The organism is Brevundimonas nasdae, from assembly GCF_016654005.1.
Classification (GTDB): domain Bacteria; phylum Pseudomonadota; class Alphaproteobacteria; order Caulobacterales; family Caulobacteraceae; genus Brevundimonas; species Brevundimonas nasdae.
In genome coordinates this window covers 18,040-31,221 of the sequence record NZ_JAEPWN010000009.1, presented here as the reverse complement: position 1 = coordinate 31,221, position 13,182 = coordinate 18,040, and the positions used below count along the sequence as shown (strand labels likewise).

Here is a 13,182-nt window from a genome sequence, read left to right as displayed (position 1 = left end):
GTTTTGTGGCCGTATCGCCTTACCAGATGCGCGCGCGGGCCTCGGGAGCGATGAACTCCTTCTGATCCGGCGAGACGCCGAAGGCGGCGTACCAGGCGTCGATGTTGCGCGGCGAGGTGGCGGCACGCACGGCGCCCGGCGAGTGCGGGTCGGTGGTCAGCTGCTCCTTCAGCGCCGCCTCGCGCGATTTCTCGCGCCAGACCTGCGCCCAGCCCAGGAAGACGCGTTGATCGCCGGTCAGGCCATCGATCACGGGCGCGGGCTGGCCGTTCAGGGACTTGTGATAGGCGTCCAGCGCCAGCAGCAGTCCACCCAGGTCGGCGATGTTCTCGCCCATGGTCAGCTCGCCGTTGACGTGCATGCCGGGCAGGGGCTCCAGCGAGTCATAGATGGCGCCCAGCACCTTGGCGCGTTCTTCGAAGCGGGCGGCGTCTTCCGGCGTCCACCAGTCGCGCAGCACGCCATCGCCGTCGGACTTGCGGCCCTGATCGTCGAAGCCGTGGGTGATCTCGTGGCCGATGACCGCGCCGATGCCGCCATAGTTGACCGCTGCGTCCGCGTTCGGGTCGAAGAAGGGCGCCTGCAGGATGGCGGCCGGGAAGACGATCTCGTTGCGCGGCGGGTTGTAATAGGCGTTCACCGTCTGGGGCGTCATGCCCCATTCCAGCGGATCGACCGGCTTGCCGATCTTGGCGCGCTTGAAGGCCCATTCGAAGGCGCAGGAACGTTCGACATTGCCGTAGAGGTCGTTGGCGGTCAGCTCCAGACCGTCATAGCTGCGCCACTTGTCGGGATAGCCGATCTTCACGCCGAACTTGGACATCTTGTAGAGGGCCTGCTGGCGCGTGGCCTCGCTCATCCAGTCCAGGTTCTTCAGGCGCTCGGTCATGGCGGCGCTGATGTTGCCGACCAGCGTCTCCATCTGGGCCTTGGACGAGGCGGGGAAGTGCAGGCGCACATATTCTTGGGCCAGCACCTCGCCCAGCTGGCCGTCGACCAGGGCCACGCCGCGGTTCCAGCGCGGACGGTTCTCCGGCTGGCCGCGCAGGGTCTTGCCGCGGAACTCGAAGCGCGAATCCACGAAGGCCTTGGACAGGTAAGGCGCGGCCTGATCGGCCAGTTGCGAGGCCTGCCAGGCCTTAAGGGTTTCGACCGGCGTGTCGGCGAACACCTGGGCGATGCCCGGAATGGCGGTGTTCTCCATCACCACCAAAGTGTCGACGTTTGCGATCTGGGCGCCGTCCAGGAAGGCGGCCCAATCAAAGCCGGGGGCCTGGGTCGCCAGGTCTGCAACCTTGGTCGGGTTGTAGATCTTGTCGATCTGGCGACGTTCGACCGTGGTCCAGTGCTTCTCAGCGACCTTGGTTTCGAAGGCCAGGATGTCGGCGGCGGACTTGGCCGGATCGGTCCAGCCGATGGCGGTCAGGGTGCGGGTCAGATAGGCCAGATAGGCTTCGCGCTGGCTGGCGAAATCAGGCTTCAGATAATAGTCGCGGTCCGGCAGGCCCAGGCCGCCCTGACCCAGATAGGCCGAGTTCAGGTCCGGATTCTGCAGGTCTTCGAACACGTCGACGCCAAACAAAGAGCCGCCGAACTTCGAATGCGACTGGCCCATCAGACGCGCGACGCCCGAACGATCGGTCACGGCCTTGATCGCGGCCAGATCAGCGGCCAGCGGCTGGGCGCCCAGTTGCTCGACGCGGGCTTCGTCCATGAAGCTGGCGTACAGGGCGCCGACCTTGCGGGCGTTGTCGTTCGTCGGATTGGCGGCGCTGGTCTCGATGATGGATTTCAGCTGCGACTGGGCGTTCTCATACAGGACGTCGAACGGGCCGAAGCGGGCCTTGTCGGCAGGGATTTCCGTCGTCCGCAGATAGGTCCCGTTCGCATATTCGTTGAAATCGTCGCCGGGCTTCACCGCCGTGTCGCGGCCTGCCAGGTCAAAGCCCCAGGCTCCGAAGGGCGAATGGGCGCCCGCGCCGCCATGCGAATGTTCCTGAGCCGAAGCACCGCCGCCCGTCAGGGCGACCACGATGCAGGCCGAGCAGGCGGCCATCAGACGAATGCGATTCATTTAGGGACAGATCCTGTTTCTATTGGGCGGCACCTTCGCGCCGGTGCGACAGGCTGTCGCATTAAGATTTGGTAATATAGGGCGCGTTCAGGCGCGCTCCAGACCCCGGCAGAAAACGCCCAACTGTTGCGGATAAAGCCTGTGTTCGGCGGTCTTGACCCGCTCAGCCAGCAGGGCGGGCGTATCGCCCCGCAGGATCGGCACGCGCGCCTGACCCAGGACGGGGCCTTCATCGACACCCTCGGTCACCAGATGCACGGTGCAGCCCGCTTCGGCGTCTCCAGCCGCGATGGCGCGCGCATGGGTGTCCAGGCCGGGGTATAGAGGCAGCAGGCTGGGGTGAATGTTCAGCATCCGCCCGCGCCACCCACCGACAAGCCAGGGCGTCAGCACGCGCATATAGCCCGCCAGGGCGATCACCTCGACCCCGGCGCCGCGCAGCGCCTGATCCACCGCCTTCTCATGCGCCTCACGGTCCTTGCCGAAGGGTTTGTGGGCGATGGTCGCCGTCCTGACGCCCGCGTCTTCGGCCAGGGCCAACCCGCCCGCACCCTCGATATTCGAGAGCACCAGCACGACCTCATAAGCGCAGGCAGGCGCTTTCGCAGCGTCGATCAGGGCGGCCATGTTGGAGCCAGTCCCCGATATCAGGACGGCGACGCGTGTTTTCATCGGATCAGGCGGCTTCCAGTTGTCCGCAGACGAAGGCGACTTCGCCGGCGTTCAGCAGGGCGGCCAGAACGGGTTCTGCGTTCTCGGGCGCGACGATCAGGATGAAGCCGACGCCGCAGTTGAAGGTGCGGCGCATTTCGTGGTCGCTGATGCCGCCGGTTTCGGCCAGCCACTGGAAGACGGCGGGCATGGGCCACGAATCCCAGTCGAACGCCGCCTGCAGACCGTCGGCGATGCAGCGCGGCGGGTTTTCGATCAGGCCGCCGCCCGTGATGTGGGCCGCACCCTTGACCAGACCGGCCTTCATCAGCGGCAGGACCGGCTTCACATAGATGCGGGTCGGCTCCATCAGGGCCTGCGCCAGCGAGCGGTCCTTGGCGAAGGGCGCGTCATCGCCCCAGGCCAGACCGGATTTCTCGACCACCTTGCGCACCAGCGAATAGCCGTTGGAGTGCGGGCCGGTGGAGGCCAGGCCGATGATCACGTCGCCCGCCGCCTGACGATCCAGATAGGGCAGGGCGTGGCCGCGCTCGACGGCGCCCAGGCTGAAGCCCGCCAGGTCATAGTCGCCTTCGGTGTACATGCCCGGCATTTCGGCGGTCTCGCCCCCGACCAGAGCCGCGCCAGCCTGACGGCAGCCCTCGGCGATGCCTGCGACCACGCGGCGGGCGGCGTCGATCTCAAGGCGGCCCGTGGCGTAATAGTCGAGGAACAGCAGCGGCTCGGCGCCCTGGGCCAGCAGGTCGTTGACGCACATGGCGACCAGGTCGACGCCGACGCCGTCATGGCGGCCGGTCTCGATGGCGATTTTCAGCTTGGTGCCGACGCCGTCCGTGGTGCTGACGATCAGCGGGTCTTCAAAACCGGCGGCCTTCAGGTCGAACAGGGCGCCGAAACCGCCCAGCGAGGGCTCCGATCCGGGGCGCGCCGTGGACTTGGCCAGGGGCTTGATGTGTTCGACCAGCAACTCGCCTGCGTCGATGTCCACGCCCGCGTCGGCGTAGGTCAGGCCGTTTTCGAGAGGCTTTTGGGTGTCGCTCATGGTTTTCAGGGCCTGAATCGGGGCGGAAATGCAGCGCGGCTCTTGCCACAGGTAGGTTGCGCGGGGCTATAGCACCGGAATGACGCCAATCACCACCAATGAGGCGCTGGCCGAGTTCTGCGCCCGCCTGTCCGCCGCCCCGTTCATTACGGTCGACACCGAGTTCATGCGGGAGACGACCTATTGGCCGCGCCTGTGCCTGATTCAGGCGGCGTCCAGCGAACATGCCGGAATCATTGATCCGATGGCCGAGGGCCTGGATCTTGAGCCCTTCCTGAACCTGCTGCGTGACGAGAAGATCGTGAAGGTCTTTCACGCCTGCAGACAGGATGTTGAAATCTTCGTGCGTCTGGGCGCCATGCCCAAGCCCATGTTCGACACCCAGGTTGCGGCCATGGCGGCGGGCTTCGGCGAACAGGTGGCCTATGATTCGCTGGTTCGTCAGATGCTGCGCATCGAGGTGGACAAGGGCAGCCGCTTCACCGACTGGGGCCGTCGCCCGTTGTCGGAAAGCCAACTGGTCTATGCCCTGGGCGACGTGACCCATCTGGCGGCCCTTTATCCCAAGCTGCGCGATCGGCTGGCCAAGGAGGGGCGTCTGGACTGGGTGACGACCGAGATGGAAGGTCTGGTCGATCCGGCCATCTATGACACCAATCCCGAGAACGCGTGGAAGCGTCTGAAGCCCAAGAAGTTCTCGGCCAAGTATCTGGCTGCGTTCAAGGCTGTCGCCGTCTGGCGCGAACGCGCCGCGCAGGAGCGTGACCAACCGCGCGGCCGCATCCTTAAGGACGAGGGCATCGACGAGATCGCCCAGCAGACGCCGACCGACACCGAGGCCTTCAACCGTCTGCGTTCGGTGCCGAAGGGTTTTGGCGGATCGCGCCTGGGCCTGGAGCTGGCCGAAGAGCTGAAGCGTGTCCTGGCTGATCCTGAGGCGCATGCCCCGGAAATGGAGCGCCCGGCCCACCGTCAGCCCGCGCCGCCGTCGGTGGTCGAACTGCTGAAGGTGTTGCTGAAGGCCAAGAGCGACAATGCGGGCGTGGCCTCCAAGCTGATCGCCACATCGGCCGATCTGGAGAAGATCGCCATCAGCGACGACGCCGATGTTGAGGCCATGAAGGGCTGGCGCCGTCAGTTGTTCGGTGAGGACGCCTTGAAGCTGAAGCGCGGCGAAATCGCCCTGGTCCTCAGCGGATCGCGCGTCGAGGTCGTGGAAATCGAAGGCTAGTTTTCGCGGGGCGGCTGCCACAGTTCGATGGGGTTGCCTTCCGGGTCATGGATGCGGGCGAAACGACCGATTTCGGGCGTGGCGTCCCATTCGTCCTTGGTGATGACCTCTATTCCAGCGGCTCTAAGCGCGGTCAGCAGGTCGTCCAGACCTTCGACGCGCAGGTTCAGCATCCAGCCCTTCTCGGCTGCGAAATAGTCGGTGGTCTGCGGGAAGGGCGAAAAGACGGTGGGGCCCGCCTGCTGGTCCCACAGGAATTGACCTTCGGGCGCGCCGACGCCCAGATGTTTCAGATACCAGGCGGCAAGGGCCTGCGGGTCCTGCGCGCGAAAAAAGAAGCCGCCGATTCCGGTTACGGGCATGATCGCCTCCCTATTGTCCGAGACAGGCTGACCCTTGTCTGTGGGTCTGTCTAGATCGACAGACCCAGTCCCATGGCCTCGGCCAAGGCCTTTGCGCGCTTTTTCGTCTGTTCGCCCAGCAGCACGTCGTCATAGCCGTGTTCCGCCGTCAGGCGCAGGTCGCCGCCCTTCACCCGCGCCGCCGCGTTGTTCAGCAACTGGGCGGAACGGCCCGACAGATCACAGGCCAGCCGGATCGCCAGACCCAGCGCCCGTGCGCGGCGTCGGGCGTCATCGCTCAGCAGGCGATTGACCGCATCGGGCTGGGGCGTGGCGGATCCGCCGCCATAGCGGGCGTTCATCACACTGGCCAGAAAGGCGCGTTCAGCGTGGCTGATGCCTGCGACGGGCGCACGCAGAACTTGGTCGAACACCAGCTCCAGCCGGTGGTCGGGATGCAGTCGGGCGCCCAGATCGGCCAGACGGCAGGCGGCGCGGGTCAGCACCTCATCGCGGATTTCGCCGAAGGCGGAGGGCAGGGCGGCGACGATGTCGGCGATCCAGCGGGTCAGGGCGCCGGGCAGCGCGGGGTCAATGCCCTGACGCCCGCCAAGCGCCGCACAGCCTGCCAACAGCGGGTCCGCCGTTCGCACGGTCTCATCAAGGGTCTCGAACAACAGACCTTCGCGGACGCCCCAGGCGGACATCTCGATGGTCTTCAGGCCCAGATTGTTGATTAGGCCTTCCAACACCAGGCCGGCGTAGGGCAGGGTCTCGGCGCGTTTCTTGGAGACGCCGGGTAGTTTCGCCAAGCCCGCCGCCGATTGCTGGGCGACCAGCCGCGCTGTCTCCAGTGCATCTTCCGCCGACATTTCGTACTGATGCACGACTTTTAGCGGATAGGATTTCAGCGACATCTGCACCTGGGCCAGGGTGCGCCAGGCGCCGCCGACGGCGTAAAGCCGATCCGAGCGGAACTGGCTGGCGACCGGCCTAAGTCGTTCGTCGATCCGGGCCTTGATGCGGGCGCCGTCGAAACCCTTTCCCTCGGCCAAGGCGAATGGCCCCAGCGGCAGGGTCATGCCATGTTCGACGCCGTGGCCGTTCAGACGCGTCAGTTCCAAACTGGTCCCGCCCATGTCGGCGGAAACACCGTGCGCGCTGGGCGCCCCGGCCAGAACCCCCATGGCGGCGTATTTGGCCTCTTCCTCGCCCGACAACACGCGGATGACCAGGCCGGTCTCTTCGGCTACGCGCCGGCAGAAGTCTGGGCCGTCCTTGGCCTCGCGCACGGCGGCGGTGGCGGCGATAAGGGTGGTGTGGGGACGAACGCCCTCGAGGACAGCGGCGAAGCGGCGCAGGGCCGTCATCGCCATTGTCACGCCTTCGCGCGACAGCTTGCCCGTGGTCGGCAGGTCGCGGCCCAGACCGGCCAGAACCTTCTCGTTGAATACGGTCCAGATCGCCCGGCCTTCCAGCCGGTACAGCACCAGGCGAACCGAGTTGGAGCCGATGTCGATGGCCGCGATCTCACGGCCTGGGAGTTCGATATCCGGCATCAGCGGCCTGGACGCTCATAGCGAAGGACCGAAGGCAGGGTCTTCACCTTGCGGCCGCGGCCCGACAGGCTGGGATTGGTCATGAAATACTTGTGCGCCGAGAAGGGGCGTTCAGGATCGGCGGGCTGCACGCGGGTGTAACGGCCCTCGGCGTCCAGCACCCAGCTTTGGGCGTCGTCCTTCAGATTGGCGACCATGATCTGGTCCAGCACCTGATCATGGACGGTGGCGTTGCGGATGGGCGTCATCACCTCGACCCGACGGTCCAGATTGCGCGTCATCCAGTCGGCCGACGAGATGAAAACCTTGGCCTTGTCGTGCGGCAGATCCTTGCCGTTAGCGAAGCAGACGATGCGGCTGTGCTCCAGGAATCGGCCGACGATCGACTTGACCCGGATGTTCTCCGACAGACCCGTCACGCCCGGACGCAGGCAGCAGATGCCGCGCACGACCAGGTCGATTCGCACGCCCCATTGGCTGGCGCGGTACAGGGCGTCGATGATTTCGGGGTCCACCAGCGAGTTCAGCTTGACCCAGATGGCGGCGGGCTTGCCCATCGCCGCCGCCGACATCTCCTTGCCGATCAGTTCGATTAGAGTGGATTTCATGTTCAGCGGCGAGACGACCAGCGCCTCCAGTTCGTCCGGCGTGGCGTAGCCGGTGATGTAGTTGAACACCCGGCTGGCGTCGCGGCTCAGAACAGGGTCGCAGCTGAACAGCGACAGGTCGGTGTAAATCTTGGCCGTGACCGGGTGATAGTTGCCGGTGCCGAAGTGGCAATAGGTGCGAAGGCCCTCGCCCTCGCGTCGCACCACCACGCTCAGCTTGGCGTGGGTCTTGTACTCCACGAAGCCGAAGACGACGTGGACCCCCGCCCGCTCCATCGCCCGGGCCCACCGCAGATTGGCTTCTTCGTCGAACCGCGCCTTCAGTTCAACCAGAGCGGTGACGTTCTTGCCATTCTCGGCCGCTTCGATCAGGGCGGCCACGATGGGGCTGTCTTTCGATGTCCGATACAGGGTCTGTTTGATGGCCAGCACGTTCGGATCGCGGGCGGCTTGACGCAGGAACTGCACAACCACGTCGAAGCTTTCGAACGGGTGGTGGATCAGCATGTCCTTTTCACGGACCGCCGCGAAGATGTCGCCGCCGAAGTCGCGCACCCTCTCAGGATAGCGCGGCTCATAGGCCTTGAACTTCAGGTCTGGGTGACCGGCGGGGATCAGGTCGGACAACTGCGCCAGACCCAGCATCCCATCGACCAGAACAACGTCCTGCGGCGCGGCCTCAAGCTCGCCGACGATGAAGTCGCGAAGGTCGCCCGGCATGGAGGCCTCGATCTTGACGCGCACGACCGATCCGAGACGCCGCTGTTTCAACGCCTCTTCGAACTCCAGAACCAGGTCCTCGGCCTCTTCCTCGATTTCGATATCGCTGTCGCGGATCAGGCGCAGCACCCCCTTTTCCAGAACCTCGCAGCCCGGGAACAGGTGATCGATGAACAGCAGCAGCACGTTTTCCAGCGTGATGAACCGCTTGCGGCCCGGCGTGGAGCGGCCGTCGGTCGGCAATTCCCAGAAGCGGCGCACCTGGGTCGGCACTGGCACCAGCGCGTAGAAGGTCTTGGCCTCGCCCTTGCGCTTCAGCTTCAGCGCCAGCGAGAAACCCAGATTGGGCAGGAAGGGGAAAGGGTGCGCCGGGTCGATGGCCAGAGGCGTCAGAACCGCGAACAACTGGTTCAGGAACTCGGGCTCCAGCCGATCACGCTCGGTCTTGGTGATCTGGTGGCGGTCGACGACCTCGATCCCGGCGCCGATCAGCTCCTTCTTCAGCTGACGCCAGCGGACCTGCTGTTCAGCCATCAGCTCGCCGGCCGCGACATTGATCTGCTCCAACTGTTCGGCAGGCGTCAGGCCGTCGGCGGACAGAACCCGCACGCGCTCGCGCAACTGCCCTTTCAGGCCCGCAACCCGGGTCATGAAGAACTCGTCCAGATTATTGGCCGAGATCGACAGGAAGCGCAGGCGTTCCAGCAAGGGGTGGTTCGGGTTCGCCGCCTCTTCCAGCACACGCTCATTGAACGCCAGCCAGGAGGTTTCGCGGTTGAAGAACCGCGTGGGCGAGTTGATCAGCTCTTCATTCAGCGCCAGTTGCGGGGCGCGCGAGGCGGGGACTTCCTCGCCACGGGTGGCGTCATGGATCGCTGCGTCAGTCATGTCGTGGTTGTCGCGCGCGACTATGACAGTCGCAAGTCGCCGCAGGCATTTTCATGATGGCGCAGCGTAAGATATCGGCGCTATCTTGCGCGGCCTTCTCCCCAAGGCGACCTGTTCAGGATTAAATCATGCTCGCGCTTGCGGCCCTTATCGTCGCCCTGTTGATACTCGCCTTTGTGTGGGATCTGCTGGGCCAACCCAGCCCCTATCGTCTATTGCGCCGCTGGAGACGCCGACAGCAGCGTTAGGCGGAAAGTCGGGACGGCCTTTCGACCGTCCCTTTTCAGCAGGCTTACTGGACGACGGCGCCGGGCGCCGTGCCCGCCGGGCAGTCGCCCAGACGCGTGGCGTCGATGGTCATCTTCATCTCGGCCATCTGCGGCGGAACATTAGGACCGGCGGTCTTGGTCGTGATGTCGATCTTGTAGGCGGAATCCATATTGCCGGAGACCTTGCCGTCCGAGGTGACGGTCATGCCTTGCGCATTGCAGACCGAGTGGAACTCGGCGCCGCCTGGTGCAGCCTTGACGCTGTTCTCGCTGCACGCCACGCCGGGTTGCGGGGCGCTGAAGGGATTTTCGCCTTCCACCGTCGGGCCGACGCACATCTTGACGGTCGTCGGGGCGGGCATGGCGCCGCCCGAAATCGTCTGCTGCCACAGACCGGGCTTGGGCGCAGGCATGGTCGCCGCAGCCGGGGCTGCAGGCGCAGCAGCGCCGTCGCCTTCCGTCTTGGTCTTGTTGTCAGGGTTGGAACATGCCGCCAGCAAAGCGACGGCGGAGATCAGAGCAATCTGAACGCGCATTTTAGACGTTTCCCTATCCGGAGCCTATCCCGCTCCAGCAGCCCAACGTCACGTCTTCGCCATACGTTCAATATTTTCGTGTGGATTGTGTCTGAAACGCGTTCTTCTCAGAATGTGGAACAGACGCGTCAATCAGCGTCGTCGACACTCTCAGGCTTTTGCATCTCGTCCAGCACCTGGCGCGCCAGAACGCGCGTGACCGGGCGGTGTAAAGCGTCCAGCCGCTCCACCACCGTCGCCGCCGTTTCTGCAGAACGATCGAGGCGACGCACCAGATAGTCGATCACCTCATCGGCGGGCGCGATGCTGCGTTCGGCGAAGCGCGCGCGCAGGATGGCGGACAGAACCACATCGTCCGGCGCTTCGACGGCGACGGTGCGCAGGGCGTCCAGTCTGGAACGCAGGTCGGGCAGGGCGACGGTCCAGCTACGCGGCGCATCGCGCGACACCAGCAACAGGGCGCCGCCCCCGGCATTGGCCAGATTGATCAGGTGAAACAGGCTTTCGTCGTCTGCGTCCGGCGCGCGATCCAGCAGGACGGGGCGGCCCTCCAGCTCCAGCGGATCAATCAGGGCGGCTTCTGCGCCGTGCAGGGGCATGGCGCCGACCCGTTCCGCCCATTCGGCGGCCAGTCGGCTCTTGCCTGATCCTGGCGGGCCATAAAGCGACAGCACCGAGCCGACCCCGTCCGGCCAGCGCGCCAGAACGCCGGCTGCGTCCGCATTGCTGTCAGACACGACAAATGCCTCGGCTTCGCCGTGTCGTTCCAACGGCAGCCGCAGCTGTTCTTCAGCGGATGGGGGCGGGGCGCTCTGCGCAGTCATGGGACTGTCATAGCAGACGCGGCCGCCGACCGCTTAGGCCCCACCCTGTTGGTCTTGGGGAGGGAAAGGGCCGTTTTGTGGATGAAATCAGGCGAATGGAGCCAGGGCGGGGTTCAACTTGCCCGCATTGAACTCGGTCACGGTGTAGGTGGCCAGGTCGGCGACCTGGAACGGGTCGTCTTTCAGCAGGGCGATCAGCTCTTCCTTCGTGCCGCCGCTGCGCACGATCAGGATGCCGCCGGTGCGCGGAACCATCGGGCCGGCTGCAATCACCAGACCGCTGGCCACATGCTGGTCCAGCCAGGCGCGGTGTTCGACCGTCTTGGCTTCAATCGCTTCAATCGGCTTGGTGTAGGTGATGGTGACGACGAACATGGGCTGCCTTCCGGGTTGATGACGCAGGCTATCGCGCGGTCCAGCGGCCTTTGCAACGGCCTAAACCTTGGCCCAAACCTTGACTTTCGGGGGGGATGGTGCGCCCTACGCCGCTTCCGATTTTCGCCGCGCGCGCGGCCCAGTCCAGACGATTCTCATGCACGCCTATCGCTCCCATAACTGCGGCGCCCTCCGGTCGACGGATGCAGGCTCGAATGTCCGGCTGTCGGGCTGGGTTCACCGCAAGCGCGACCACGGCGGCCTGCTGTTCATCGACCTGCGCGACCACTACGGCCTGACGCAACTGGTGCTGCACCCGGAGACGCCGGGCTTTGCGGCAGTTGAGCGTCTGCGCGCCGAAAGCGTCATCAAGATCGACGGCGAGGTCGTCGGGCGTGAGGACGGCACCGTCAACGCCAACCTGCCGACCGGCGAGATCGAAGTCCGCGTCAAGGCGGTCGAGGTTCTGTCGGAAGCCGCCGAGCTGCCGCTTCCGGTCTTCGGCGAGCCGGAATATCCGGAAGAAATCCGTCTGAAGAACCGTTTCCTGGATCTGCGCCGTGAGACGCTGCACAAGAACATCGTGCTGCGGTCCAAGGTGATCCAATCGATCCGCAACCGCATGTTCGGCCAGGGCTTCCTAGAATACCAAACCCCGATCCTGACGGCTTCGTCGCCGGAAGGCGCGCGTGACTTCCTGGTGCCGTCGCGTCTGCACCCCGAGAAGTTCTATGCGCTGCCGCAGGCACCTCAGCAGTTCAAGCAACTGCTGATGGTCTCTGGCTTTGACCGTTATTTCCAGATCGCGCCCTGCTTCCGCGACGAAGACCTGCGCGCCGACCGTTCGCTGGAATTCTACCAGCTCGATGTGGAAATGAGCTTCGTCACCCAGGAAGACGTCTTCGCCGCCATCGAGCCCGTGATGCACGGCGTGTTCGAAGAGTTCAGCGATGGCAAGCCGGTGTCGCCCATCGACGGCGCGCACGTCTTCACCAACGATTTCGGCGAGACGCTGGAGCATAAGGGCTTCGAGCGTCTGACCTATGCCCAGTCGATGGCCTGGTACGGTTCGGACAAGCCGGACCTGCGCAACCCGATCAAGATGCAGGTGGTATCCGACCACTTCCGCGGCGGCGGTTTCGGTCTGTTCGCCAAAATTCTGGACGCAGACGAAAAGAACGCCGTCTGGGCCATTCCGGCGCCGACCGGCGGCTCGCGCGCCTTCTGCGACCGCATGAATTCGTGGGCCCAGGGCGAAGGCCAGCCCGGTCTGGGCTACATCTTCTGGTCCGACGATCAGGGTGCATGGGGCGGTCCCATCGCCAAGAACCTGGGGCAGGAGCCGACCGAGGCTCTGATGGCTTCGCTTGGCCTGGGCAAGGGCGACGCCGCCTTCTTCACCGCCGGTCTGCCGTCGGTCTTCGCCAAGTTCGCAGGCCTGGCCCGCACCCGTGTCGGCACGGAGCTGAAGCTGGTCGACGAGAACCAGTTCAAGTTCTGCTGGATCGTCGACTTCCCGATGTTCGAATGGTCGGAAGAAGAGAAGAAGGTCGACTTCAGCCACAACCCCTTCTCGATGCCGCAGGGCGGACTGGAGGCTTTGGAGACGCAGGATCCTCTGACCATCCGCGCCTATCAGTACGACATCGTCTGCAACGGCTATGAGCTGTGCTCGGGCGCGATCCGGAACCACAAGGCGGAGATCATGCTGAAGGCCTTCGACATTGCGGGCTATGACGCCTCGGTGGTCGAAGAACAGTTCGGCGGCATGTTGAACGCCTTCCGCTATGGCGCGCCGCCGCACGGCGGTCTGGCCCCCGGCATCGACCGCATCGTCATGCTGCTGGCCAACCAGACGGCCATCCGCGAAGTCATCGCCTTCCCGCTGAACCAGCAGGGCGAAGACCTGCTGATGAGCGCGCCGTCGCCGGTTGCTGACAAGCAGTTGAAGGAACTGCACATCCGTACCGCCCCGCCGATCAAGGTCTGATCGACGTCAGGTCAGAAATGACAAAGGGGACGCTTCGGCGTCCCCTTTTTTGT

Annotated in this window: 11 protein-coding genes; 2 read left to right on the top strand and 9 right to left on the bottom strand. The window is 64.9% G+C overall.

All coding sequences use genetic code 11. From position 1 onward, the window contains the following. Nucleotides 1-19: 19 nt before the first annotated feature. From JKF87_RS13500 to purM, 3 genes are all read right to left on the bottom strand, one after another. Nucleotides 20-2,074, bottom strand: coding sequence for a M13 family metallopeptidase (locus tag JKF87_RS13500; RefSeq protein WP_201100421.1), 2,055 nt, complete (start codon nt 2,072-2,074; stop codon nt 20-22). Nucleotides 2,075-2,161: 87 nt separating this feature from the next. Beyond that, complete coding sequence (gene purN, locus JKF87_RS13495; RefSeq protein ID WP_201100420.1) at nt 2,162-2,746, bottom strand: phosphoribosylglycinamide formyltransferase; 585 nt, start codon at nt 2,744-2,746, stop codon at nt 2,162-2,164. A 4-nt stretch (nt 2,747-2,750) separates the two neighbouring features. Next, entirely contained in the window at nt 2,751-3,788 is a 1,038-nt protein-coding gene (purM, locus tag JKF87_RS13490) for a phosphoribosylformylglycinamidine cyclo-ligase (protein ID WP_201100419.1), read from the bottom strand. 79 nt (nt 3,789-3,867) lie between these two features. Here purM and rnd point away from each other — a divergent pair, with 79 nt between their 5' ends. Then, nucleotides 3,868-5,019 (top strand): ribonuclease D, encoded by a 1,152-nt coding sequence (rnd, locus tag JKF87_RS13485; RefSeq protein WP_201100418.1) that lies wholly within the window; start codon nt 3,868-3,870, stop codon nt 5,017-5,019. Here the strand turns inward: rnd and JKF87_RS13480 are convergent. The 6 genes from JKF87_RS13480 to JKF87_RS13455 all read right to left on the bottom strand — a co-directional run bounded on the left by JKF87_RS13480 (nt 5,016) and on the right by JKF87_RS13455 (nt 11,139). Further along, complete coding sequence (locus JKF87_RS13480) at nt 5,016-5,381, bottom strand: VOC family protein (protein WP_201100417.1); 366 nt, start codon at nt 5,379-5,381, stop codon at nt 5,016-5,018. The two genes, rnd and JKF87_RS13480, sit on opposite strands and share 4 nt — an antisense overlap. Before the next feature lie 50 nt (nt 5,382-5,431). Then, nucleotides 5,432-6,919, bottom strand: coding sequence for a Ppx/GppA phosphatase family protein (locus JKF87_RS13475; protein WP_201100416.1), 1,488 nt, complete (start codon nt 6,917-6,919; stop codon nt 5,432-5,434). Beyond that, the gene (locus JKF87_RS13470) at nt 6,919-9,135 is read right to left on the bottom strand and encodes an RNA degradosome polyphosphate kinase (RefSeq protein WP_201100415.1); all 2,217 of its coding nucleotides are present in this window, start codon (nt 9,133-9,135) and stop codon (nt 6,919-6,921) included. The genes JKF87_RS13475 and JKF87_RS13470 overlap by 1 nt, the downstream gene beginning before the upstream one ends. Before the next feature lie 292 nt (nt 9,136-9,427). Further along, a complete protein-coding gene (locus JKF87_RS13465) occupies nt 9,428-9,940 on the bottom strand; it encodes a DUF3617 domain-containing protein (protein WP_201100414.1) in 513 nt (170 codons plus the stop codon). A 128-nt stretch (nt 9,941-10,068) separates the two neighbouring features. Next, nucleotides 10,069-10,764, bottom strand: coding sequence for a P-loop NTPase family protein (locus JKF87_RS13460; protein ID WP_201100413.1), 696 nt, complete (start codon nt 10,762-10,764; stop codon nt 10,069-10,071). A gap of 87 nt (nt 10,765-10,851) precedes the next feature. Further along, complete coding sequence (locus JKF87_RS13455) at nt 10,852-11,139, bottom strand: YciI family protein (protein ID WP_201100412.1); 288 nt, start codon at nt 11,137-11,139, stop codon at nt 10,852-10,854. 157 nt (nt 11,140-11,296) lie between these two features. Here JKF87_RS13455 and aspS point away from each other — a divergent pair, with 157 nt between their 5' ends. Further along, entirely contained in the window at nt 11,297-13,129 is a 1,833-nt protein-coding gene (aspS, locus tag JKF87_RS13450) for an aspartate--tRNA ligase (protein WP_201100411.1), read from the top strand. Nucleotides 13,130-13,182: the final 53 nt, after the last annotated feature.

What these genes read in the sequence shown, in the direction of transcription:
- JKF87_RS13500 (WP_201100421.1), bottom strand. Translation starts at nt 2,074, where the DNA reads ATGAATCGCATTCGTCTGATGGCCGCCTGCTCGGCCTGCATCGTGGTC.
- purN (WP_201100420.1), bottom strand. Translation starts at nt 2,746, where the DNA reads ATGAAAACACGCGTCGCCGTCCTGATATCGGGGACTGGCTCCAACATG.
- purM (WP_201100419.1), bottom strand. Translation starts at nt 3,788, where the DNA reads ATGAGCGACACCCAAAAGCCTCTCGAAAACGGCCTGACCTACGCCGAC.
- rnd (WP_201100418.1), top strand. Translation starts at nt 3,868, where the DNA reads ATGACGCCAATCACCACCAATGAGGCGCTGGCCGAGTTCTGCGCCCGC.
- JKF87_RS13480 (WP_201100417.1), bottom strand. Translation starts at nt 5,381, where the DNA reads ATGCCCGTAACCGGAATCGGCGGCTTCTTTTTTCGCGCGCAGGACCCG.
- JKF87_RS13475 (WP_201100416.1), bottom strand. Translation starts at nt 6,919, where the DNA reads ATGCCGGATATCGAACTCCCAGGCCGTGAGATCGCGGCCATCGACATC.
- JKF87_RS13470 (WP_201100415.1), bottom strand. Translation starts at nt 9,135, where the DNA reads ATGACTGACGCAGCGATCCATGACGCCACCCGTGGCGAGGAAGTCCCC.
- JKF87_RS13465 (WP_201100414.1), bottom strand. Translation starts at nt 9,940, where the DNA reads ATGCGCGTTCAGATTGCTCTGATCTCCGCCGTCGCTTTGCTGGCGGCA.
- JKF87_RS13460 (WP_201100413.1), bottom strand. Translation starts at nt 10,764, where the DNA reads ATGACTGCGCAGAGCGCCCCGCCCCCATCCGCTGAAGAACAGCTGCGG.
- JKF87_RS13455 (WP_201100412.1), bottom strand. Translation starts at nt 11,139, where the DNA reads ATGTTCGTCGTCACCATCACCTACACCAAGCCGATTGAAGCGATTGAA.
- aspS (WP_201100411.1), top strand. Translation starts at nt 11,297, where the DNA reads ATGCACGCCTATCGCTCCCATAACTGCGGCGCCCTCCGGTCGACGGAT.